We start from the raw sequence: 22332 nt of genomic DNA, 5'->3' as shown, positions 1-22332 counted from the left end.
AGTCTTCGGTGGAGCGGTAGTTCAGTCGGTTAGAATACCTGCCTGTCACGCAGGGGGTCGCGGGTTCGAGTCCCGTCCGTTCCGCCACTTATTAAGATATTAAGCCTGCTTACGTAGCAGGCTTAATAGCAAGAAGATTTAGGGGCGTAGCTCAGTTGGTAGAGCACCGGTCTCCAAAACCGGGTGTCGCGAGTTCGAGTCTCTCCGCCCCTGCCATATATAATCCTTTGCTTCGGCAAAGGATTTTTTTTGCTTTGAATACCTCAAAAAACCCTGTCTTTCTTGCGTCCCTGCAAGACTCTCAAAACTAATCCATCACATTGATTTTCAATAGATCTTTAATTTGGGCATGCTTGTCGCTGTTCTGAAGCCAGATCGCATAGAGTGGCCGGACAAGCGTTGTAGAATCAGAAACAGTATGCAGTCCGGGTTTGTCATCCGCCCAACGAGTGGGTAACCAGGTGCAACCATTGAGAAGGGCTAATTGCTGACAGGCGATCTCTGCGGAGCTGGTCGTCAGTGAAGGGACATCATCCGCAGCGATCAAACCCACTTCATGCTGCTGGAAATCGGGACCCCATTCCAGTCGTAAATAGCTGAGATCCGCTTTCATCATCGAAGGCTGAGAAGCATAGAGTGCCAGGTTAAATTGTCCCAGGATCTGGCTGCTAAATTCATCCATTTTGGGGGCTTCAGTCGTGATCAGCAGATCTAACTGCCGCTCATGTAACTGCTTCACCAGCGACTGCCGCTGTGCAATTCGGGCTTCAAATTGCAGGTTGTTGTGCGACTTATACAATCGTGTAAGCCACTGACTCAGCATGCATTCCCAAAGGGATGCACTCGCCCCGATAGAAAACTCGTTGTATCTGGAAGTATGTGCCACCTCTTTTCGCGCTGCCTGCCAGGTATTCATCAGTGTTTCAGCGTAGGGCAAGAGCTTCTCACCAGCCGCCGTTAAGCGAATATTGTTGCGATGGCGAGTAAAAAGATTCACACCGAGTTGATTTTCCAGCTGACGAATACGAAAACTCACCGCTGACTGTGTCAGGTAGAGTGCTTCCGCCGCTCGCCCAAAGTGACGCGTTCTGCTCACTTCGAGGAAAGTTTTTAGCAATTCCGTATCCACATCTTTCTCCGCAAAATTATTTGTCGTGATGATTTAAATGTTTTGTTTGACGCTCTGTCAAGCGTAACTAATACTCCGCGCCATAAATAGCTCGGCCAAAGAATTAGGAGCGTGTAGGATGGCGGAAAGCTTTACGACAACTAATCGTTTTTTCGACAATAAAAATTATCCGCGCGGGTTCTCTCGTCATGGCGATTTCACCATCAAAGAGGCGCAACTGCTTGAGCGCCATGGTTATGCCTTTAACGAGCTGGATCTGGGGAAACGTGAGCCTGCAACTGAAGACGAAAAACTGTTTGTTGCCGTTTGCCGTGGTGAGCGTGAGCCAGAATCTGAAGCAGAACGTGTATGGATCAAATACATGGCTCGCATTAAGCGACCAAAGCGTTTCCATACTCTCTCCGGCGGTAAGCCGCAGATGGAAGGTGCAGAAGACTACACCGAATCTGACGATTGATATGATGTGAAAAGGGGCTGCGGCCCCTTTTTTACGCCAGCATCTTTTGCAGGTGCAGCAGCAAACGGTCTATTGCGCGATAACTTAGCGCTTCCTGCAGATGTTGCCGCGCGATATCACCACTCCCCTCCAAATCAGCGATAGTACGCGCCACCTTCAACAGGCGTTGCCATGCTCGTACTGAGAGGCCAAATCGCGTCAGCGTCTCTTCCAGCCAGCATGAATCAATTTCTGACAGACAACAAAACTGACGGATCTCTGCGTTATCGAGTCGCGCATTGAGCTTGCTCTGACGTAAATACTGCCGTTCCTGGGCTCGAATCACGCGTTCCCGTACGGTGCTGCTATTCTCCCCTGTGTTATTCATCTGGCTAAGCACTCCCGGTGGCGGCAGTGGGATTTCGAGCGAGAGATCGAAGCGGTCGAGGAACGGGCCTGACAGTCGTCCCAGATAGCGAAGTGTCTGCTCAGGTGTACTCCGGTTGTGGTTGCCCTGGTAATGGCCTGATGGGCTGGGATTCATGGCAGCAATGAGTTGGAACTGCGCCGGATAGCTGATCTTGGCTCGGGTACGGGAGATATGAATCTGCCCGGACTCGATCGGTTCGCGCAGGGCATCCAGAACACGTCTTTCGAATTCAGGTAATTCATCCAGAAACAGAATACCGTGGTGCGCGAGGGAAATTTCACCGGGTATTGGGATCGAACCGCCGCCAACCATCGCCGTGAGTGAGGCGCTGTGATGTGGGGAGCGAAACGGCCTTCTGCGCCAGTGCTTCTGTAGGGATGTGGCATTCGTCAGACTAATGATTGCTGCGCTCTCCAGAGCCTCATGGTTGCTCAGCGGGGGCAACAAACCGTTAAGCCTACTGGCAAGCATAGTTTTCCCTGTGCCTGGCGGCCCAATCAGCAGTAGGTTGTGGCCGCCTGCCGCAGTGATTTCCAGCGCGCGCTTGCCCTGCTCCTGACCGATGATGTCGCTAAGATCCTCCACATGTTCCGGCACACCGATACGACTCTCTTCAGGTTCGGCCAACCCATGACGCCCCTCCAGAAACGCACACACCTCCTGTAAATGTCCGGCAATCAGGCACCCCTTTTCCTCAATGAGGCTGACTTCTGATGAGTTCTCAGTAGCCACGATGATATGTCTACCGGCCTTTAACGCGGCTAACGCTCCCGAGATTGCGCCTGGAACGCCTCTTAACGCGCCTGTAAGCGCCAGTTCGCCCACAAACTCATACCGATTCAAATGGGGAGCGTTAAGCTGCTCAGAGGCGGAGAGGAGCGCTATGGCGATAGGTAAATCATATCGCCCGCCTTCTTTTGGGAGGTCGGCAGGGGCCAGGTTGATGGTTATCTTCTTGGCCGGAAAGGTATAACCGCTATTGATGATAGCGCTGCGCACGCGATCCCGGGCCTCTTTCACAGTGGTTTCCGGGAGTCCGACGAGGGTTAAGCCGGGCAGTCCATTGCTCAGATGAACTTCCACAGAAATAAGCGGCGCCTGTACGCCTAACGCTGCGCGAGTATAAACGACTGACAGTGACATAGGTGTCTCCTTTGCCAGTCACTATGCCAGTGTTTTTTGTGGTTTTTTAGCGTCAATTGCAGACATTACGAGGCGTGTTCATGCTTTTTAATGAAACAAAGTCACACTTGCTTTATGACGGAAGAGCGATCGCAAATGCGCAAAAATCGACGTTTTCTCTGTTGGAGACACTATTAAAAAATGAAAAATATTCATTTTCTATTTTCCTTATATAAAACAAACATTTTTTGCGAAAGTATTCGTTGGCTAAGCAATCGCGTCATAAATATTTCTTGTGTTTAATTCAATGTCTGTGATACCTCTTTAGGTATTCCTTCGAACAAGATGCCAAAAGAACTCAAAATGACAGCCCTTCTACTAGTGATTAGCCTGGTCGTGATTAGCGTGGTGGTGATTATTATCCCACCGTGCGGGGCTGCACTTGGACGAGGAAAGGCTTAAAAATCAAGCCTTAACGAACTAAGACCCCCGCACCGAAAGGTCCGGGGGTTTTTTTATGACCTAAAAACTTAAATGAGGAGCAGATAATGACAACTAGCACAAAATTCTGTTTCTCCAGATTTATGACGGGGAACTCACTATGAACGGGGCACAATGGGTAGTACATGCGTTGCGAGCGCAAGGAGTCGAGACGGTCTTCGGTTATCCGGGTGGCGCAATTATGCCGATTTACGATGCACTGTATGACGGCGGCGTGGAGCACCTGTTGTGCCGACACGAGCAGGGCGCGGCGATGGCGGCGATTGGTTTCGCCCGCGCGACCGGTAAAACGGGCGTTTGCATGGCCACTTCAGGCCCGGGTGCGACCAACCTGATCACTGGCCTTGCCGATGCGCTGCTGGATTCCGTTCCCGTCGTCGCCATTACCGGGCAGGTTGCCTCACCGTTTATCGGTACCGATGCGTTTCAGGAAGTGGACGTTCTCGGTTTGTCCCTGGCCTGCACCAAGCACAGCTTCCTGGTGCAGTCGCTGGAAGAGCTGCCGCGCGTCATGGCAGAGGCCTTCCAGGTGGCAAACTCAGGCCGTCCTGGCCCCGTTCTGATTGATATTCCTAAAGATATTCAGGTGGCAGTCGGCGATTTAGAACCGCACTTCTCCACCGTCGAAAATGATGACTTTTTCCCGCAGGTGGAAGTTGAACTGGCTCGCCAGATGCTGGCCCAGGCGCAGCAGCCGATGCTGTATGTCGGGGGCGGAGTGGGGATGGCACAAGCGGTTCCCGCGCTGCGCGAGTTTATCGCTGCAACGCAAATTCCTGCGACCTGCACCCTGAAAGGGCTGGGTGCTGTTGATGCGGATTACCCGTATTACCTCGGCATGCTGGGGATGCATGGCACCCGGGCCGCAAATCTGGCGGTGCAAGAGTGCGACCTGCTGATCGCCGTTGGCGCGCGTTTCGACGACCGTGTGACCGGTAAGCTGAACACTTTCGCCCCGAATGCCAAAGTGATCCATATGGATATCGATCCGGCCGAAATGAGTAAACTGCGCCAGGCGCACGTGGCGTTGCAGGGAGATCTGAACGCGCTCTTACCGGCGTTGCAGCAGCCGTTGTCCATCAATGAATGGCGTCAGCACACGGCGCAGATGCGCGTGGAAAATAGCTGGCGATACGATCATCCTGGTGAGGCAATTTACGCTCCACTGCTGTTAAAACAGCTGTCGGATCGCAAACCAGCTGACTGCGTCGTTACCACCGATGTCGGCCAGCACCAGATGTGGTCTGCCCAGCATATGACCTACACCCGACCGGAAAATTTCATCACCTCCAGCGGATTAGGCACCATGGGCTTCGGCCTGCCAGCAGCCGTCGGCGCTCAGGTTGCGCGCCCGAATGACACGGTCATCTGCGTTTCAGGGGATGGATCGTTCATGATGAACGTGCAGGAGCTGGGCACGGTCAAACGCAAACAGCTGCCGCTGAAAATCCTGTTACTGGATAACCAGCGTTTAGGCATGGTTCGCCAGTGGCAGCAGCTCTTTTTCCAGGAGCGCTACAGCGAAACTACCCTCACTGATAATCCTGATTTCCTCGTGCTGGCCAGCGCCTTCGGCATCCCTGGCCAACACATCACCCGTAAAGACCAGGTTGAAGCGGCACTCGACACCATGCTGTCCAGCGAAGGGCCATACCTGCTTCATGTCTCAATCGACGAACTTGAGAATGTCTGGCCGTTGGTGCCACCTGGCGCCAGTAACGCACAAATGATGGAGAAATTATCATGATGCAACATCAGGTCGCCGTTCAGGCCCGCTTCAATCCAGAAACATTAGAGCGCGTATTGCGCGTCGTTCGCCACCGTGGTTTTCAGATCTGCGCCATGAATATGGAAACCGCTACCGATGCCCAGAACATAAATATCGAATTGACCGTTGCCAGTCCACGGTCGGTCGACTTACTGTTTAGCCAGTTAAGTAAACTGGTAGATGTTGCCCATGTAGCCATCTGCCAGAGCACAACCACATCACAACAAATCCGCGCTTAAGCGTGACAGGAAGAAAACATGACGACGAAGAAAGCTGATTACATTTGGTTCAACGGTGAGATGGTTCGTTGGGAAGATGCCACGGTACACGTGATGTCTCACGCCCTGCATTACGGTACCTCTGTGTTTGAAGGTGTCCGTTGCTACGACTCTCACAAAGGACCAGTGGTGTTCCGCCATCGCGAACACATGCAGCGTCTGCATGACTCAGCCAAAATTTATCGTTTCCCGGTCTCTCAGAGCGTTGATGAGCTGATGGAAGCGTGCCGCGAAGTGCTTCGCAAAAACAATTTGACCAGCGCCTATATTCGCCCGCTGGTGTTCGTGGGTGATGTGGGCATGGGCGTTAACCCGCCAGCCGGTTACTCCACTGACGTCATTATTGCCGCGTTCCCGTGGGGAGCTTATCTGGGTGCAGAAGCTCTGGAGCAGGGGATCGACGCAATGGTTTCATCCTGGAATCGCGTCGCACCAAACACCATCCCAACGGCCGCGAAAGCGGGCGGTAACTACCTCTCTTCCCTGCTGGTCGGTAGCGAAGCGCGCCGCCACGGTTATCAGGAAGGTATCGCTCTGGACGTGAACGGCTACATCTCAGAAGGCGCCGGTGAAAACCTGTTTGAAGTGAAAGACGGCATTCTGTTCACCCCGCCACTCACCTCTTCTGCACTGCCGGGCATCACCCGTGATGCGATCATCAAGCTGGCGAAAGATCTGGGTATCGAAGTCCGTGAACAGGTTCTGTCCCGCGAATCCCTGTACCTGGCAGATGAAGTGTTTATGTCCGGTACCGCGGCTGAAATCACCCCGGTTCGCAGCGTGGACGGTATTCAGGTCGGCGAAGGCCGCCGTGGTCCGGTCACCAAACGTATTCAGGATGCATTCTTTGGCCTCTTCACCGGTGAAACGGAAGATAAATGGGGCTGGTTGGATCAAGTTAATTCATAAGCATAATTTTGGGACGGCACGCACCGTCCCAGTGAATATTCAGACGGGAGTAAAAGAGCATGCCTAAGTATCGTTCCGCCACCACCACCCATGGCCGTAATATGGCCGGTGCCCGCGCGCTGTGGCGCGCTACCGGGATGACCGACGCTGACTTCGGTAAGCCGATTATCGCTGTGGTTAACTCCTTTACCCAGTTTGTGCCGGGGCACGTCCACCTGCGCGATCTGGGTAAACTGGTTGCTGAGCAAATTGAAGCCGCAGGCGGCGTGGCGAAAGAGTTCAATACCATCGCTGTCGATGATGGTATCGCGATGGGCCACGGGGGTATGCTCTATTCACTGCCGTCGCGCGAGCTGATCGCCGATTCGGTCGAGTACATGGTTAACGCCCACTGCGCCGATGCGATGGTGTGTATCTCCAACTGCGACAAAATCACCCCAGGGATGCTGATGGCGTCCCTGCGCCTGAACATTCCGGTGATCTTCGTCTCTGGCGGCCCGATGGAAGCCGGTAAAACCAAGCTTTCAGACAAAATCATCAAGCTCGACCTGGTCGACGCGATGATTCAGGGCGCGGACCCGAAAGTCTCCGACGAGCAGAGCGATCAGGTTGAGCGCTCAGCGTGCCCGACCTGCGGTTCCTGTTCCGGAATGTTCACCGCCAACTCCATGAACTGCCTGACCGAAGCCCTCGGCCTTTCCCAGCCAGGTAACGGCTCCCTGCTGGCAACGCACGCGGACCGCAAACAGCTGTTCCTGAATGCGGGCACTCGCATCGTGGAACTGACCAAACGTTATTACGAGCAAGACGACGTCAGCGCGCTGCCGCGCAACATCGCCAACAAAGCGGCGTTCGAAAATGCCATGACGCTGGATATCGCCATGGGCGGTTCCACCAATACCGTTCTGCACCTGCTGGCTGCGGCGCAGGAAGCTGAAATTGATTTCACCATGAGTGACATCGACAAGCTTTCCCGCAAAGTGCCGCAGCTGTGTAAGGTCGCGCCAAGTACGCAGAAATACCACATGGAAGACGTACACCGTGCCGGTGGCGTGCTGGGTATTCTCGGCGAGCTGGAACGTGCCGGTCTGCTGAACCGTGAAGTGAAAAACATTCTCGGCCTGACGCTGCCGCAAACGCTGGAGCAGTACGACGTGATGCTGACCAAAGACGACGCGGTGAAAAAGATGTTCCGCGCCGGTCCGGCAGGTATTCGCACCACGCAAGCCTTCTCGCAGGATTGCCGCTGGGACACCCTGGATGACGATCGCGCTGAAGGTTGCATCCGTTCTCTGGAGAATGCCTACAGCAAGGACGGCGGTCTGGCCGTGCTGTACGGCAACTTTGCTGAAAACGGCTGCATCGTAAAAACAGCGGGCGTGGACGACAGCATTCTGAAATTCACCGGTCCGGCGAAAGTGTACGAAAGCCAGGACGCTGCGGTAGAAGCGATTCTGGGCGGTAAAGTGGTGGCGGGCGATGTGGTTGTTATCCGCTACGAAGGGCCAAAAGGCGGGCCGGGCATGCAAGAGATGCTCTATCCGACCACCTTCCTGAAATCCATGGGTCTCGGTAAAGCCTGCGCACTGATCACCGATGGTCGTTTCTCCGGCGGCACATCCGGTCTCTCTATCGGCCACGTTTCTCCGGAAGCCGCGAGCGGCGGCAACATCGCCATCATTGAAGACGGCGACATGATTGCGATCGACATTCCGAATCGCGGCATTCAGCTGCAGCTGAGCGAGCAGGAAATTGCCGCGCGTCGTGAAGCACAGGAAGCCCGTGGTGATAAAGCCTGGACGCCAAAAGATCGCCAGCGTGAAGTCTCCTTCGCCCTGCGCGCTTATGCCACCCTTGCCACCAGTGCGGACAAAGGCGCGGTGCGCGATAAATCCAAGCTTGGGGGCTAATGATGGCCGAATCACAACCCTTATCCGCCGCCCCTGAGGGGGCGGAATATCTCAGAGCGGTGCTTCGCGCACCGGTCTACGAGGCTGTGCAGGTCACGCCGCTGCAGAAAATGGACAAGCTGTCGTCCCGTCTCGATAACGTGATCCTGGTGAAACGCGAAGACCGCCAGCCGGTACACAGCTTTAAGCTGCGCGGTGCTTACGCGATGATGGCCGGGCTAACCGAAGAGCAAAAAGCACGCGGCGTCATCACCGCCTCAGCGGGAAATCACGCCCAGGGCGTGGCGTTTTCCGCCGCGCGTTTAGGGCTGAAAGCGCTGATCGTGATGCCGGTGGCCACGGCGGATATCAAAGTGGATGCAGTTCGCGGTTTCGGTGGCGAAGTGCTCCTGCACGGTGCCAATTTTGACGAAGCGAAGGCGCGCGCCATCGAACTGGCGCAGCAGCAGGGCTTTACCTGGGTGCCACCGTTCGATCACCCGATGGTGATTGCAGGGCAGGGCACGCTGGCGCTGGAGCTGTTGCAGCAGGATGCGCATCTCGATCGGGTGTTTGTCCCGGTGGGCGGCGGTGGTCTGGCAGCGGGTGTTGCAGTGCTTATCAAACAGCTGATGCCACAGATCAAAGTGATTGCGGTGGAAGCGGAAGATTCCGCCTGCCTGAAAGCGGCGCTGGATGCCGGTCATCCGGTCGATCTCCCGCGTGTCGGGCTGTTTGCTGAGGGCGTTGCGGTCAAGCGCATTGGCGATGAGACCTTCCGCGTTTGCCAGGAGTATCTCGACGACATCATCACCGTCGACAGCGATGCGATCTGCGCGGCTATGAAAGATCTGTTCGAGGATGTCCGTGCGGTCGCGGAGCCGTCGGGTGCTCTGGCGCTGGCGGGAATGAAAAAATACATCGCTCAGCACAACATTCGCGGGGAACGCCTGGCGCATGTGCTGTCCGGCGCGAACGTCAACTTCCACGGCCTGCGCTACGTGTCCGAACGCTGCGAGCTGGGTGAGCAACGCGAGGCGCTGCTGGCGGTGACGATCCCGGAAGAGAAGGGCAGTTTCCTTAAATTCTGCCAGCTGCTCGGTGGGCGTTCCGTCACAGAGTTTAACTATCGCTTTGCCGATGCGAAAGATGCCTGCATTTTTGTCGGTGTGCGTCTGAGCCGTGGGCTGGAGGAGCGCAAAGAGATCCTCCACCTGCTGAATGAAGGCGGCTACAGCGTGGTGGATCTCTCTGATGACGAAATGGCGAAGCTGCATGTGCGCTATATGGTCGGCGGGCGTCCATCGAAGCCGTTACAGGAACGTCTGTTCAGCTTTGAGTTCCCGGAATCACCGGGCGCGTTGCTGAAGTTCCTGCACACCCTCGGCACGCACTGGAACATCTCTCTGTTCCACTACCGTAGCCATGGTACTGACTACGGGCGTGTGTTAGCGGCATTCGAACTGGGCGAGCACGAGCCGGATTTCGAAACGCGGCTGAACGAGCTGGGTTACGATTGTCACGACGAGACCCATAACCCGGCGTTCAGGTTCTTCCTGGCGGGCTAGTGGTTCGGCAATATCTGCCAAAACGCGTCAATAAGCGGCTCATGCAGCCGCTTTTTTTGTGCGCATACGCCAAGCTCAAACGGTGTTTTCTCATCGCTCCGCTCTAAAATCATCACGCGATTGCGCACCGGCTCCGGGCTGTTTTCCAGCACCACCTCCGGCAGCAACGCCACGCCACAGCCGAGCGCCACCATCGACACCATCGCTTCGTGCCCGCCCACTGTCGCATAAATCGACGGGTTGCTGATTTTTTGGCGCCGGAACCACAGTTCGATGCGGCGGCGGACGGGTCCCTGGTCGGCCATGATGAACGGCACCGTTGCCCAGTCAGGATTATCGACGGATATCTGATTGCGCACCGGGCACGGTAGAGCCGGAGCGATTAACACCACGGCCAGATTCTCCAGCATCGAAAACGCGACCGCGCCGGGCAGCGTTTCGGGTTTACCCGCAATCGCCAGATCCGCTTCACCCGTCACCACTTTCTCCATCGCATCTGCGGCATCGCCCGTGGTGAGCTTGATTTCTACCGATGGATGTTCAGCACGAAAACGATCGAGAATCGGCGGCAGGTGGCTATAGGCCGCCGTCACGGAACAGAAGATATGCAGTTCGCCAGAGAGGGACGGCCCCTGCTGATCGATGGTGTGCCGCAACTGCTGGTACTGAAGTAAGGTCTGTTGGGCGAACGTTCGCAGCTCTTCGCCCGCTTCCGTGAGCGTCACGGTGCGGTTGTCGCGCACAAATAGCGCCTGACCGAGATCCTCTTCCAGGCGCTGAATTTGCCGGGAGAGCGTGGAGGGACTGACGTGCATGGCCCGGGCGCTGCGGCCAAAATGACGGCTTTCTGCCAGATGCAGAAAGGTTTTGAGATCGCGTAAATCCACAGATTGCTCCCCACGGTTTTACATTGCAGAAATTGCAACGTGATGTTGTGAATATATCAATTTCCGCAATAAATTTCCTGTCATATAGTAAGTTCATTCTCGCATAAGCGACCCGAACAATAAGCAACACAACATCACGGAGTTCACCATGGCTAACTACTTCAATACACTGAATCTGCGTCAGCAGCTGGCACAGTTGGGCAAATGCCGCTTTATGGCGCGCGATGAATTCGCCGATGGCGCGAGCTACCTTCAGGGTAAAAAAGTGGTCATCGTCGGCTGTGGCGCACAGGGTCTGAACCAGGGCCTGAACATGCGTGACTCCGGTCTGGACATCGCTTACGCCCTGCGTAAAGAAGCGATCGCCGAGAAACGTGCTTCATGGCGTAAAGCGACCGAAAACGGCTTCAAGGTGGGTACCTACGAAGAGCTGATCCCGCAGGCCGATCTGGTGGTTAACCTGACGCCGGACAAACAGCACTCCGACGTTGTGCGCTCTGTTCAGCCGCTGATGAAAGACGGCGCGGCGCTGGGTTATTCTCACGGGTTCAACATCGTTGAAGTGGGCGAGCAGATCCGTAAAGACATCACCGTGGTGATGGTTGCGCCGAAGTGCCCAGGTACCGAAGTGCGTGAAGAGTACAAACGTGGTTTCGGTGTGCCAACCCTGATTGCGGTTCATCCGGAAAACGATCCGAAGGGCGAAGGCATGGCGATTGCCAAAGCCTGGGCTGCGGCTACCGGCGGTCACCGCGCAGGTGTCCTGGAATCTTCCTTCGTGGCAGAAGTGAAATCTGACCTGATGGGCGAGCAGACTATCCTGTGCGGTATGCTGCAGGCCGGTTCTCTGCTGTGCTTCGACAAGCTGGTGGAAGAGGGTACCGACCCGTCTTACGCAGAAAAACTGATTCAATTCGGCTGGGAAACCATCACCGAAGCGCTGAAGCAGGGCGGTATCACGCTGATGATGGACCGTCTGTCCAACCCGGCAAAACTGCGTGCTTATGCGCTCTCTGAGCAGCTGAAAGAGATCATGGCGCCGCTGTTCCAGAAACATATGGATGACATCATCTCCGGCGAATTCTCCTCCGGCATGATGGCTGACTGGGCCAACGACGATAAAAAACTGCTGACCTGGCGTGAAGAGACCGGTAAAACCGCGTTCGAAACCGCTGCGCAGTTTGACGGTAAAATCAGCGAGCAAGAGTACTTCGACAAAGGCGTTCTGATGATCGCGATGGTGAAAGCGGGCGTTGAACTGGCGTTCGAAACCATGGTGGATTCCGGCATCATCGAAGAGTCTGCGTACTATGAATCACTGCACGAGCTGCCGCTGATTGCCAACACTATCGCCCGTAAGCGTCTGTATGAGATGAACGTGGTTATCTCTGATACCGCTGAGTACGGTAACTACCTGTTCTCTTACGCTTGCGTACCGCTGCTGAAAGAGTTCATGACGACTCTGCAGCCAGGCGATCTGGGCAAAGCGATTGCAGAAGGCACGGTGGATAACGCTCAGCTGCGTGACGTGAACGAAGCGATTCGTAGCCATGCAATTGAGAGCGTGGGTCATACGCTGCGCGGTTATATGAAAGATATGAAGCGTATCGCTGTCGCTGGCTGATACCTCATCACCTTTCGAGTTGCAGATGCGTTGGCAGCATTCGCACAGCCCGGTCACTGAGTAGGGTTGTGCGCATTAAGCGCCTTTTTGCAAATCGAAATGACACTCAGTAAGCCCGGTAAGGCGTAGCCGCCACCGGGCTTTTTGCTGCTTAGTTGCGGTACAGCACTTTAATGATGTGGTAACCGAACTGGGTGTGCAGTGGGCCGGTTGGCTCCAGCACCGGGCAGGAGAACACCACTTTATCAAACGCAGGAACCATCTGGCCCTGACGGAATTCACCTAAGTGGCCGCCTTTTTTGCCTGACGGGCAGGTAGAGTGTTTCTTCGCCAGTTTCTCGAAGTCCGCGCCGTTTTTGATCTGCTCCAGAAGATCCAGTGCCAGTTTCTCTTCTTTAACAAGAATATGCAGTGCTGCTGCTGTTTTTGCCATGATCGTGCCTTGAGTGGTATGGATTAGGCTCGCTATACTACCACACGCGATTTTCCTTTTTCTTCTCCTCCCGACCTTCATTGAGTGAACTTCTTATGCGTTTAAACCCCGGACAACAACAAGCCGTCGAATTCGTCACCGGACCTTGCCTGGTGCTGGCGGGTGCGGGTTCCGGAAAGACGCGTGTAATCACCAATAAAATCGCCCATCTGATTCGCGGCTGCGGCTATCAGGCGCGTCACATTGCGGCGGTTACCTTCACCAATAAAGCGGCGCGTGAGATGAAGGAGCGTGTCGGGCAGACGCTAGGGCGCAAAGAGGCGCGCGGTCTGATGATCTCCACATTCCACACGCTGGGCCTGGATATTATTAAGCGCGAATACGCCGCGCTGGGAATGAAATCGAATTTCTCCCTGTTCGACGATACGGATCAGATGGCGCTAATGAAAGAGTTGACCGAAGGGCGGCTCGAAGAGGACAAGACGATTCTCCAGCAGTTGATCTCCACGATCTCAAATTGGAAAAACGATCTGATGACTCCCGCGCAAGCGGCGGCGAGCGCCAAAGGCGAGCGGGATCGGATCTTTGCGCATTGTTACAGCCTGTATGATGACCATCTCAAGGCCTGTAATGTTCTCGATTTTGACGATCTTATCCTGCTGCCAACGCTGCTGCTTCAGCGTAATGAAGAGGTGCGCGAGCGCTGGCAAAACAAAATCCGCTATCTGCTGGTAGATGAATACCAGGACACCAACACCAGCCAGTACGAGCTGGTAAAACTGCTGGTGGGGCAGCGCGCGCGCTTTACGGTGGTGGGCGACGATGACCAGTCGATCTACTCCTGGCGTGGGGCACGACCACAAAACCTGGTGTTGCTGAGCAAAGATTTTCCGGGGTTGCAGGTGATTAAGCTGGAGCAGAACTACCGTTCGTCAGGACGCATCCTGAAAGCGGCTAATATATTGATCGCCAATAACCCACACGTGTTCGAAAAGCGCCTCTTCTCTGAGCTGGGATACGGCACTGAACTGAAAGTCTTAAGCGCCAACAATGAAGAGCACGAGGCCGAGCGCGTGGCCGGCGAGCTGATCGCCCATCACTTCGTCAACAAAACGGCGTACAAAGACTACGCCATCCTGTATCGCGGGAACCATCAGTCGCGCGTCTTTGAAAAAATGCTGATGCAAAACCGCATTCCGTACAAAATTTCCGGCGGGACATCGTTCTTCTCCCGCCCTGAAATCAAAGACTTGCTTGCCTATTTGCGCGTGCTGACTAACCCGGACGATGACAGCGCATTTTTACGCATCGTGAATACACCGAAGCGTGAAATCGGACCGGCGACGCTGCAAAAGCTGGGCGAGTGGGCGATGACCCGCAACAAAAGCATGTTCACCGCCAGCTTCGATATGGGCCTGAGCCAGACGCTGACCGGGCGCGGTTACGAGTCGCTCACGCGCTTTACTCAGTGGCTGGCGGAAATCCAGCGTCTTGCCGAGCGCGAGCCGATCGCCGCCGTGCGCGATCTGATCCACGGCGTGGATTATGAGTCCTGGCTGTATGAAACCTCCGCCAGCCCGAAAGCGGCAGAAATGCGCATGAAAAACGTCAACCAGCTCTTCACCTGGATGACCGAGATGCTGGAAGGCTCTGAGATCGACGAGCCGATGACGCTGACGCAGGTGGTCACGCGGTTTACCCTGCGCGATATGATGGAGCGCGGCGAGAGCGAAGAAGAGGCGGATCAGGTTCAGCTGATGACGCTGCACGCGTCCAAAGGCCTGGAGTTCCCGTATGTCTATCTGGTGGGAATGGAAGAAGGGTTACTGCCGCATCAGAGCAGCATTGATGAGGACAACGTCGATGAAGAGCGACGTCTGGCCTACGTGGGTATCACGCGTGCGCAAAAAGAGCTGATTTTTACCCTGTGCAAAGAGCGGCGTCAGTATGGTGAACTGGTGCGCCCGGAGCCGAGCCGCTTCCTGCTGGAACTGCCGCAGGACGATCTGATCTGGGAACAGGAACGAAAAGTGATTACGGCGGAAGAGAGGATGCACAAGGGCCAGGCGAACGTCGCGAACATTCGCGCCATGCTGGCGAAAGCCAAAGAAAAATAGCGGCGCTATTTAATTTCAAGAGCCCAGTGGACGTAACTCTGCCACTGGCATTCCTGTTCGATCATCTCCGCGCCCAGCGGATGATTATCCAGCCAGTTATCCGGTAGCGTTAGCGTCAGGTTTTCGCCTTCCGCAGAAAGAGTAATGGCGGGCAGCAGATCCGCGCGACGACGGCTGGCAAACAAAATCGCCAAGCGCAGCAGTCGGCAGAGATGCTCGGCCACGCGCGGCGGAACGGCATTTTGCTGATGCAAAGAAGAGAGATCGACGGTGTTGGTCTGGTTAAGCAGCAATGTCGCCAGCAGCTTTTTCTGTGCCGGAGTAAAACCAGGCAGATCCAGATGACGTACCAGGTACGCGGCATGAACCGGCGCCTGTTTGAAATCGATACTCAGGCCAATCTCATGCAGCGCACAGGCGCTCAGGAGTAAATCGCGGCTCAAGGGTTCGAGCGCCCAGGTGGTCGCCACCTGATCGGCAAAGCTTGAGGCCAGCTGGGCCACGCGCTGTGCCTGTTCCGTATCAACGATAAAACGACGCTGAACGTTACGCAGCGTCCGGCTGCGAATGTCTTGTTCTACAGCCAGATGAAGCATGCCGTAAACCAGCCCTTCGCGCAGCGCGCCGCCAGCCAGCGTCATGCAGTGGATTTCTAATTCGGTGAAAATGGCGATCAGGATCGCCAGACCGCTCGGGAACACCAGCGCGCGCTCCAGCGTGAGCCCTTCAATTTCCAGCTCTTCCAGACGTCCACACTGAATAGCGCGCTGTTTAAGCTGCTGAAGTTTCGCCAGCGTAATCCGCTCGTCCATGCCCTGCGCCATCATGATCTCTTGCAGAGCCTGAACGGTGCCCGACGCGCCGACACACACTTTCCAGCCGTGATATCGCAGCTCATCCATCACCGGATGCAGCACTTCGCGCGCGGCTTTTTCGGCCTCGTCGAAGTTCTCTTGTGCGAGATTACGATCGGTAAAATAGCGCTCCAGCCAGGTGACGCAGCCCATCGACAGGCTAAACAACGACGTCGCCTGCGATCCGGTGCCTGTGACCAGTTCCGTACTGGCACCACCGATATCCACCACCAGACGGCGATCGTCACCCCCGGTAGTGTGGGCGACACCCTGATAAATCAGGCGCGCTTCTTCTTCACCGCTGATGACCTGCACCGGACAGCCGAGAATTTCCTGCGCTTTAGCAATAAAATCGACGGAGTTCACAGCCAATCGCAACGTGGCGGTCGCCACAACGCGAATTTGATTGTGCGGAATATCTTGCAGACGTTCAGCGAAGAGGCGCAGACATTGCCAGCCGCGTTCCATCGCTTCAGGGGAGAGGTAATTATCGCTGCTCAGGCCCGCCGCGAGGCGGACCTTGCGCTTAATGCGCGTCAGGGTCTGTATGCTCCCCGCCACCTCGCGTACAACCAGCATATGAAAACTATTTGAACCTAAATCAATAGCTGCATAGAGCGAGGTGGAACTGAGCATAATATTTAACCTGAACGACGACGGTTACGTGGTGCTCCGCCGGTGCGGCGTGGGCCATTGCCGGAGCGGGCGCGCGTGAGGCGCTTCGCCGGAGGCAGTTCACTCAACAGGGCTTCCGGATTGTATTTGCTCTGCGGAATGGAGTGGCCGATGTACGTCTCGATGGCAGGAAGGTTCAGGGCGTACTCTTCACAGGCGAGGCTGATGGAGTGGCCGCTTGCGCCAGCACGACCGGTACGGCCAATGCGGTGAACGTAGTCTTCGCAATCGTCAGGGAGATCGTAGTTAAAGACGTGTGTGACAGCAGGGATGTGCAGGCCACGTGCAGCAACGTCGGTTGCTACCAGAATATCCAGGTCGCCACGGGTAAATTCTTCAAGGATGCGCAGACGTTTTTTCTGTGCAACGTCACCCGTCAGCAGGCCAACGCGATGTCCGTCTGCGGCAAGGTGGCCCCAGATGTCTTCGCAGCGATGCTTAGTGTTGGCAAAGATAATGGCGCGATCTGGCCACTCTTCTTCGATCAGCGTTTGCAGCAGACGCATCTTCTCTTCGTTAGACGGATAGAAGAGCTCCTCTTTAATACGGTGACCCGTTTTCTGTTCTGGCTCGACTTCCACGTATTCGGCGTTATTCATCTGTTCGAACGCCAGTTCACGGACGCGGTAAGAGAGAGTCGCAGAGAACAGCATGTTCAGACGCTGCGTGGTAGGTGGCATACGACGGAACAGCCAGCGGATGTCTTTAATAAAGCCCAAATCGTACATGCGATCGGCTTCATCGAGGACCACAACCTGGATGGCACCGAGGTTGATGTGATTTTGCTTCGCGTAGTCGATCAGACGACCGGTCGTACCGATCAGAATATCAACGCCGCTTTCCAGCACTTTAAGCTGTTTATCGTAGCCATCGCCGCCATAAGCCAGCCCTAATTTCAGGCCAGTGGTCTGTGCCAGAGGTTCAGCGTCGGCATGGATCTGCACCGCAAGTTCTCGCGTTGGAGCCATGATCAGCGCACGCGGTTGGTTAACTTTTCGGTCAGCAATTGCTGGATGAGAAAGTAAATAATGAAACGTTGACGTCAAAAACGCCATCGTTTTGCCAGTACCGGTTTGCGCCTGCCCTGCAACATCGCGACCTGCCAGCGTGAGCGGCAGAGCGAGGGCTTGAATGGGCGTGCAGTTATGAAAGCCTTTATTTTCAAGGGCTTCGATAACTTTTGCGTGCAGGGCGAAGTCGGAAAACTTCTGTTCTGTTAAATGTGTTTTGCTCATAGTGTGGTAGAATATCAGCTTACTATTGCTTTACGAAAGCGTATCCGGTGAAATAAAGTCAACCTTTAGTTGGTTAATGCTACATCAACACGTCGTTGATTAATCCTACACCAACACGCCAGGCTTATTCCTGTGGAGTTATATATGAGCGATAAAATTATTCACCTGACTGACGACAGTTTTGACACGGACGTACTTAAAGCTGACGGGCTGATCCTCGTCGATTTCTGGGCTGAATGGTGTGGTCCTTGCAAAATGATCGCTCCGATTCTGGATGAAATCGCTGACGAATATCAGGGCAAACTGACGATTGCCAAGCTGAACATCGACCAGAACCCGGGCACCGCGCCGAAGTACGGCATCCGTGGTATCCCAACCCTGCTGCTGTTCAAAAACGGCGAAGTGGCTGCAACCAAAGTGGGCGCACTGTCCAAAGGTCAGCTGAAAGAGTTCCTGGACGCTAATCTGGCGTAAGGTTTCTCGGCCGGGGTCTGGATTCCGAAATTCTGTGGATCTCTGGACGCCCGGCTTTAGTCGTGCTAAGTTACCTATGACTTCGATTTAAACATACCTTGTCGTTCTGGTTTTACCCGATGCTTCCCATTGTTAAATGAACGATGCGAGAGGCAGATAGATTCCGGGCTTGTCACTCAATCCGTCTTGTCGTTTCAGTTCTGTGCTTTCCCTTTGACCAGACAGCGAACAGACATGAGTTGATGGCCGCTAACAGGCATGGATGACCCTGCCATACCATTCACAACATTAAGTTCGAGTTTCACCCCGAGTTTAAGAACCCACACCATTATGAATCTTACCGAATTAAAGAATACGCCGGTTTCTGAGCTGATCACTCTCGGCGAAAATATGGGGCTGGAAAACCAGGCTCGTATGCGCAAGCAGGACATTATTTTTGCCATCCTGAAGCAGCACGCAAAGAGTGGCGAAGATATCTTTGGCGACGGTGTCCTGGAGATATTGCAAGACGGATTTGGTTTCCTCCGTTCTGCAGACAGCTCCTACCTCGCCGGTCCTGATGACATCTACGTATCCCCTAGCCAAATCCGCCGTTTCAACCTCCGCACAGGTGACACCATTTCAGGTAAGATTCGTCCTCCAAAAGAGGGTGAACGCTACTTTGCGCTGTTGAAAGTTAACGAAGTTAACTACGATAAACCTGAAAACTCGCGCAACAAGATCCTGTTCGAGAACTTAACGCCGCTGCACGCTAACTCGCGTCTGCGCATGGAGCGTGGTAACGGTTCTACCGAAGACCTGACGGCTCGCGTTCTGGATCTGGCTTCTCCGATTGGTCGTGGTCAGCGTGGTCTGATTGTGGCACCGCCGAAAGCGGGTAAAACAATGCTGCTGCAGAACATCGCACAGAGCATTGCTTACAACCACCCTGATTGCGTGCTGATGGTTCTGCTGATCGATGAGCGTCCAGAAGAAGTGACCGAGATGCAGCGTCTGGTCAAAGGTGAAGTGGTTGCTTCTACCTTTGATGAGCCAGCGTCTCGCCACGTTCAGGTTGCTGAAATGGTTATCGAGAAAGCGAAGCGTCTGGTTGAACATAAAAAAGACGTTATCATTCTGCTCGACTCCATCACTCGTCTGGCGCGTGCGTATAACACCGTGGTTCCAGCTTCCGGCAAAGTATTGACCGGTGGTGTGGATGCGAACGCCCTGCACCGTCCAAAACGCTTCTTCGGTGCTGCGCGTAACGTGGAAGAGGGCGGAAGCCTGACCATCATCGCGACCGCGCTGATTGATACCGGCTCCAAAATGGATGAAGTTATTTACGAAGAATTTAAAGGTACAGGTAACATGGAACTGCACCTCTCTCGTAAAATTGCAGAGAAGCGCGTCTTCCCGGCAATCGACTACAACCGTTCCGGTACCCGTAAAGAAGAGTTGCTCACCACCCAGGAAGAGCTGCAGAAAATGTGGATTCTGCGTAAGATCATTCACCCAATGGGCGAAATCGATGCAATGGAATTCCTCATCAATAAGCTGGCAATGACTAAGACAAACGACGAATTCTTCGACATGATGAAACGCTCGTAATACAAATAAACCCAGCCAACGCCACGTTTTTACGTGGCGTTTTCTTTTTTTGGACTATACGCTATAACCGCAGACTCCCATTTTTGACTAACCAGTGCGACAATTAGAATGTTTGTTGCGTCAAAAAGTAATTGATTGAAAAACATACAAAGGGAGTTGTAAGAGGCTGGCTTTAATCCTTCGGGAGCTATGGCTTCGTAGTTATACTTCCAGGACTAACTTTTGTTGAGAGCATGCATTGTGAATCTACTCACTGCGGTTACTGAGCTAATCAGTATATTTTTATTCACAACCTGTTTTTTGTTCATTGCGCGCAAGGTGGCAAAAAGAATCGGGTTAGTGGATAAACCCAATTATCGTAAACGCCATCAGGGCTTGATCCCATTGGTCGGGGGGATCTCCGTTTACGCGGGTATTTGCTTCACCTTTGGAATCGCAGATTATTATATCCCCCATGCGGCACTCTATCTGGCCTGTGCAGGGGTACTGGTGCTGGTGGGCGCGCTCGATGATCGTTTCGATATCAGCGTAAAATTCCGCGCTTCGGTGCAGGCTGCAATCGGCATCATTATGATGGTGGTCGGCAAGCTCTATCTGAGCAGTCTCGGCTACATCTTCGGTACCTGGGAGATGGTGCTCGGTCCATTCGGCTTCTTCCTCACGCTCTTCGCCGTGTGGGCTGCTATCAATGCCTTTAACATGGTGGATGGGATTGATGGCCTGTTGGGCGGTCTCTCGTCCGTATCCTTTGCCGCAATCGGCATCATTCTATGGTTTGATGGTCAGTACAGTCTGTCAATGTGGTGTTTCGCCATGATTGCGGCCATCCTGCCTTATATCCTGCTTAACCTCGGTGTGCTGGGCCGTCGCTATAAAGTCTTCATGGGTGATGCGGGCAGTACGCTGATTGGTTTCACCGTTATCTGGATTTTGCTGGAAACCACTCAGGGTAAAACCCATCCGATTAGCCCGGTAACGGCGCTGTGGATTATTGCTATTCCGCTGATGGACATGGTGGCAATCATGTACCGTCGTCTGCGTAAAGGTATGAGTCCTTTCTCGCCGGACCGCCAGCATATTCATCATCTGATCATGCGTGCAGGTTTTACTTCACGTCAGGCATTTGTGCTGATTACCCTCGCCGCCGCGCTGTTGGCAGGTATCGGTGTGGCAGCAGAATATGCGCACTTTATTCCTGAATGGGTAATGTTGGTATTATTCTTGCTAGCATTCTTCATGTACGGCTATTGCATTAAACGCGCATGGAAAGTCGCGCGCTTCATTAAACGTGTAAAACGCCGGATGCGTAGAAACAGTGGTAAAAATCCAACATTAACTAAGTAAAAACGGGATTGTGATGACTCAACCGTTGGCGGGAGCGAAATCAGTGGTAACTGAGAATGAGCTGGATGTTCGTGGTTTGTTTCGTGTTTTATGGGCGGGCAAACTGTGGATTGCTGGGATCGCGCTGGGGTTCGCGCTGTTAGCGCTGGCGTATACCTTTTTTGCGAAACAAGAGTGGAGCGCGACAGCGATTACCGATCGACCAACGGTGAATATGCTGGGCGGATTCTATTCGCAGCAGCAGTTCCTGCGTAATCTCGACATTAAAGCCAATCTCGCCTCTTCGGATCAGCCCTCGGTGATGGATGAATCTTACAAAGAGTTCATCATGCAGCTGGCTTCCTGGGATACGCGTCGTGATTTCTGGTCCCAGACCGATTATTACAAGCAGCGTATGGTCGGCAACAGTAAAGCCGACGCCGCACTGCTCGACGATCTGATCAACAACATCCAGTTCACGCCAGGCGACATCCTGCGCAATATTAACGATAACGTTAAGCTGATTGCCGAAACCGCGCCGGATGCCAATAATCTGCTGCGTCAGTACGTGGCATTTGCCAGCCAGCGCGCCGCGAGCCATCTGAATGATGAGCTGAAAGGGGCTTGGGCCGCGCGTACTATCCAAATGAAGGCGCAGGTCAAACGCCAGGAAGAGGTGGCCAAAGCCATTTTCTCCCGCCGCGTCCATAACATTGAACAGGCACTGAAAATTGCCGAGCAGCGCAATATCTCCCGTAGTGAAACGGACGTTCCGGCTGATGAACTGCCGGATTCAGAAATGTTCCTGCTGGGCCGCCCGATGCTGCAGGCACGCCTGGAAAATCTGCAGGCCGTTGGGCCAGATTTTGATCTCGACTACGACCAGAACCGCGCGATGCTCAATACCCTGAATGTCGGTCCCACACTGGACCCGCGTTTTCAGACCTATCGTTATTTGCGAACGCCTGAAGAACCTGTAAAACGCGATAGTCCGCGTCGCGCATTCCTGATGATCATGTGGGGGATTGTGGGCGCATTGACGGGCGCAGGCGTGGCGTTAACACGTCGTCGCACAAATTAAGAACGCCGT

20 protein-coding genes and 2 tRNA genes are annotated in these 22332 nt (G+C 54.3%); 16 read left to right on the top strand and 6 right to left on the bottom strand.

Annotated elements, in window-relative coordinates; translation table 11 throughout:
• The first annotated feature begins 10 nt into the window (after positions 1–10).
• Positions 11–87, top strand: a tRNA-Asp gene (locus ABIE11_RS21385).
• A gap of 53 nt (positions 88–140) precedes the next feature.
• Positions 141–216, top strand: a tRNA-Trp gene (locus tag ABIE11_RS21380).
• 91 nt (positions 217–307) lie between these two features.
• On the opposite strand, the gene hdfR is transcribed toward ABIE11_RS21380, so the two are convergent.
• The gene (gene hdfR, locus ABIE11_RS21375; RefSeq protein ID WP_409256612.1) at positions 308–1129 is read right to left on the bottom strand and encodes an HTH-type transcriptional regulator HdfR; all 822 of its coding nucleotides are present in this window, start codon (positions 1127–1129) and stop codon (positions 308–310) included.
• Positions 1130–1247: 118 nt separating this feature from the next.
• Here hdfR and ABIE11_RS21370 point away from each other — a divergent pair, with 118 nt between their 5' ends.
• Positions 1248–1586 (top strand): DUF413 domain-containing protein, encoded by a 339-nt coding sequence (locus tag ABIE11_RS21370; RefSeq protein WP_100778408.1) that lies wholly within the window; start codon positions 1248–1250, stop codon positions 1584–1586.
• Between the two features lie 31 nt (positions 1587–1617).
• Here the strand turns inward: ABIE11_RS21370 and ABIE11_RS21365 are convergent, their stop codons facing one another.
• Entirely contained in the window at positions 1618–3138 is a 1521-nt protein-coding gene (locus ABIE11_RS21365; protein WP_429185372.1) for a YifB family Mg chelatase-like AAA ATPase, read from the bottom strand.
• Between the two features lie 342 nt (positions 3139–3480).
• Between ABIE11_RS21365 and ilvL the strand changes: the two genes are divergently transcribed.
• The 7 genes from ilvL to ilvA all read left to right on the top strand — a co-directional run bounded on the left by ilvL (position 3481) and on the right by ilvA (position 10030).
• Positions 3481–3579, top strand: a complete 99-nt coding sequence (gene ilvL / locus ABIE11_RS21360) for an ilv operon leader peptide (protein ID WP_023620831.1) — start codon at positions 3481–3483, stop codon at positions 3577–3579.
• Between the two features lie 86 nt (positions 3580–3665).
• On the top strand, positions 3666–3722 hold the full coding sequence (ilvX, locus tag ABIE11_RS21355; protein WP_194514210.1) for a peptide IlvX: 57 nt from the start codon (positions 3666–3668) through the stop codon (positions 3720–3722).
• Positions 3719–5365, top strand: coding sequence for an acetolactate synthase 2 catalytic subunit (gene ilvG, locus ABIE11_RS21350; protein WP_429185371.1), 1647 nt, complete (start codon positions 3719–3721; stop codon positions 5363–5365). The genes ilvX and ilvG overlap by 4 nt, the downstream gene beginning before the upstream one ends.
• On the top strand, positions 5362–5625 hold the full coding sequence (ilvM, locus tag ABIE11_RS21345; protein WP_095283916.1) for an acetolactate synthase 2 small subunit: 264 nt from the start codon (positions 5362–5364) through the stop codon (positions 5623–5625). Before ilvG ends, ilvM begins: the two co-directional genes overlap by 4 nt.
• Before the next feature lie 18 nt (positions 5626–5643).
• Positions 5644–6573: a branched-chain-amino-acid transaminase gene (gene ilvE, locus ABIE11_RS21340; RefSeq protein ID WP_429185370.1), complete on the top strand. Its 930-nt coding sequence runs from the start codon at positions 5644–5646 to the stop codon at positions 6571–6573.
• Positions 6574–6632: 59 nt separating this feature from the next.
• On the top strand, positions 6633–8483 hold the full coding sequence (gene ilvD, locus ABIE11_RS21335) for a dihydroxy-acid dehydratase (RefSeq protein WP_102105669.1): 1851 nt from the start codon (positions 6633–6635) through the stop codon (positions 8481–8483).
• 2 nt (positions 8484–8485) lie between these two features.
• Positions 8486–10030, top strand: a complete 1545-nt coding sequence (gene ilvA, locus ABIE11_RS21330; RefSeq protein WP_102105673.1) for a threonine ammonia-lyase, biosynthetic — start codon at positions 8486–8488, stop codon at positions 10028–10030.
• On the opposite strand, the gene ilvY is transcribed toward ilvA, so the two are convergent.
• Positions 10027–10917, bottom strand: a complete 891-nt coding sequence (gene ilvY / locus ABIE11_RS21325; RefSeq protein WP_100778413.1) for an HTH-type transcriptional activator IlvY — start codon at positions 10915–10917, stop codon at positions 10027–10029. The genes ilvA and ilvY overlap by 4 nt on opposite strands.
• 148 nt (positions 10918–11065) lie before the next feature.
• Between ilvY and ilvC the strand changes: the two genes are divergently transcribed.
• Positions 11066–12541: a ketol-acid reductoisomerase gene (gene ilvC, locus ABIE11_RS21320; RefSeq protein ID WP_100778414.1), complete on the top strand. Its 1476-nt coding sequence runs from the start codon at positions 11066–11068 to the stop codon at positions 12539–12541.
• A gap of 151 nt (positions 12542–12692) precedes the next feature.
• Here ilvC and ppiC read toward each other — a convergent pair whose 3' ends face one another.
• The gene (gene ppiC, locus ABIE11_RS21315) at positions 12693–12974 is read right to left on the bottom strand and encodes a peptidylprolyl isomerase PpiC (RefSeq protein WP_015960967.1); all 282 of its coding nucleotides are present in this window, start codon (positions 12972–12974) and stop codon (positions 12693–12695) included.
• Between the two features lie 95 nt (positions 12975–13069).
• Here ppiC and rep point away from each other — a divergent pair, with 95 nt between their 5' ends.
• On the top strand, positions 13070–15091 hold the full coding sequence (gene rep / locus ABIE11_RS21310; protein WP_429185369.1) for a DNA helicase Rep: 2022 nt from the start codon (positions 13070–13072) through the stop codon (positions 15089–15091).
• Positions 15092–15096: 5 nt separating this feature from the next.
• Here rep and gppA read toward each other — a convergent pair whose 3' ends face one another.
• Positions 15097–16581: a guanosine-5'-triphosphate,3'-diphosphate diphosphatase gene (gppA, locus tag ABIE11_RS21305; protein WP_100778416.1), complete on the bottom strand. Its 1485-nt coding sequence runs from the start codon at positions 16579–16581 to the stop codon at positions 15097–15099.
• A gap of 5 nt (positions 16582–16586) precedes the next feature.
• Positions 16587–17855: an ATP-dependent RNA helicase RhlB gene (rhlB, locus tag ABIE11_RS21300; protein WP_100778417.1), complete on the bottom strand. Its 1269-nt coding sequence runs from the start codon at positions 17853–17855 to the stop codon at positions 16587–16589.
• A 144-nt stretch (positions 17856–17999) separates the two neighbouring features.
• Between rhlB and trxA the strand changes: the two genes are divergently transcribed.
• The 4 genes from trxA to wzzE all read left to right on the top strand — a co-directional run bounded on the left by trxA (position 18000) and on the right by wzzE (position 22323).
• Positions 18000–18329: a thioredoxin TrxA gene (gene trxA / locus ABIE11_RS21295; RefSeq protein WP_002437994.1), complete on the top strand. Its 330-nt coding sequence runs from the start codon at positions 18000–18002 to the stop codon at positions 18327–18329.
• Positions 18330–18659: 330 nt separating this feature from the next.
• Positions 18660–19919: a transcription termination factor Rho gene (rho, locus tag ABIE11_RS21290; protein WP_061706582.1), complete on the top strand. Its 1260-nt coding sequence runs from the start codon at positions 18660–18662 to the stop codon at positions 19917–19919.
• 240 nt (positions 19920–20159) lie between these two features.
• Positions 20160–21263 carry a UDP-N-acetylglucosamine--undecaprenyl-phosphate N-acetylglucosaminephosphotransferase gene (gene wecA / locus ABIE11_RS21285; RefSeq protein WP_100778418.1) on the top strand — a complete coding sequence of 368 codons (1104 nt, stop codon included), beginning with the start codon at positions 20160–20162 and terminating at the stop codon, positions 21261–21263.
• A 13-nt stretch (positions 21264–21276) separates the two neighbouring features.
• Entirely contained in the window at positions 21277–22323 is a 1047-nt protein-coding gene (gene wzzE / locus ABIE11_RS21280) for an ECA polysaccharide chain length modulation protein (protein WP_100778419.1), read from the top strand.
• Positions 22324–22332 lie beyond the last annotated feature (9 nt).

Source organism: Lelliottia sp. 489 (genome assembly GCF_050435885.1).
GTDB lineage: Bacteria > Pseudomonadota > Gammaproteobacteria > Enterobacterales > Enterobacteriaceae > Enterobacter > Enterobacter nimipressuralis.
The sequence above is the reverse complement of the archived record's forward strand: the minus strand, read 5'-3'. Positions and strand labels throughout refer to the sequence as shown.

Bases quoted from the DNA above. Each gene is read 5' to 3' on its own strand.
- wzzE (WP_100778419.1), top strand. From the start codon at position 21,277: ATGACTCAACCGTTGGCGGGAGCGAAATCAGTGGTAACTGAGAATGAG.
- ppiC (WP_015960967.1), bottom strand. From the start codon at position 12,974: ATGGCAAAAACAGCAGCAGCACTGCATATTCTTGTTAAAGAAGAGAAA.
- ilvE (WP_429185370.1), top strand. From the start codon at position 5,644: ATGACGACGAAGAAAGCTGATTACATTTGGTTCAACGGTGAGATGGTT.
- rhlB (WP_100778417.1), bottom strand. From the start codon at position 17,855: ATGAGCAAAACACATTTAACAGAACAGAAGTTTTCCGACTTCGCCCTG.
- rho (WP_061706582.1), top strand. From the start codon at position 18,660: ATGAATCTTACCGAATTAAAGAATACGCCGGTTTCTGAGCTGATCACT.
- ABIE11_RS21365 (WP_429185372.1), bottom strand. From the start codon at position 3,138: ATGTCACTGTCAGTCGTTTATACTCGCGCAGCGTTAGGCGTACAGGCG.
- ilvM (WP_095283916.1), top strand. From the start codon at position 5,362: ATGATGCAACATCAGGTCGCCGTTCAGGCCCGCTTCAATCCAGAAACA.
- ilvL (WP_023620831.1), top strand. From the start codon at position 3,481: ATGACAGCCCTTCTACTAGTGATTAGCCTGGTCGTGATTAGCGTGGTG.
- ilvG (WP_429185371.1), top strand. From the start codon at position 3,719: ATGAACGGGGCACAATGGGTAGTACATGCGTTGCGAGCGCAAGGAGTC.
- trxA (WP_002437994.1), top strand. From the start codon at position 18,000: ATGAGCGATAAAATTATTCACCTGACTGACGACAGTTTTGACACGGAC.
- ilvC (WP_100778414.1), top strand. From the start codon at position 11,066: ATGGCTAACTACTTCAATACACTGAATCTGCGTCAGCAGCTGGCACAG.
- gppA (WP_100778416.1), bottom strand. From the start codon at position 16,581: ATGCTCAGTTCCACCTCGCTCTATGCAGCTATTGATTTAGGTTCAAAT.
- rep (WP_429185369.1), top strand. From the start codon at position 13,070: ATGCGTTTAAACCCCGGACAACAACAAGCCGTCGAATTCGTCACCGGA.
- ilvD (WP_102105669.1), top strand. From the start codon at position 6,633: ATGCCTAAGTATCGTTCCGCCACCACCACCCATGGCCGTAATATGGCC.
- ilvA (WP_102105673.1), top strand. From the start codon at position 8,486: ATGGCCGAATCACAACCCTTATCCGCCGCCCCTGAGGGGGCGGAATAT.
- ABIE11_RS21370 (WP_100778408.1), top strand. From the start codon at position 1,248: ATGGCGGAAAGCTTTACGACAACTAATCGTTTTTTCGACAATAAAAAT.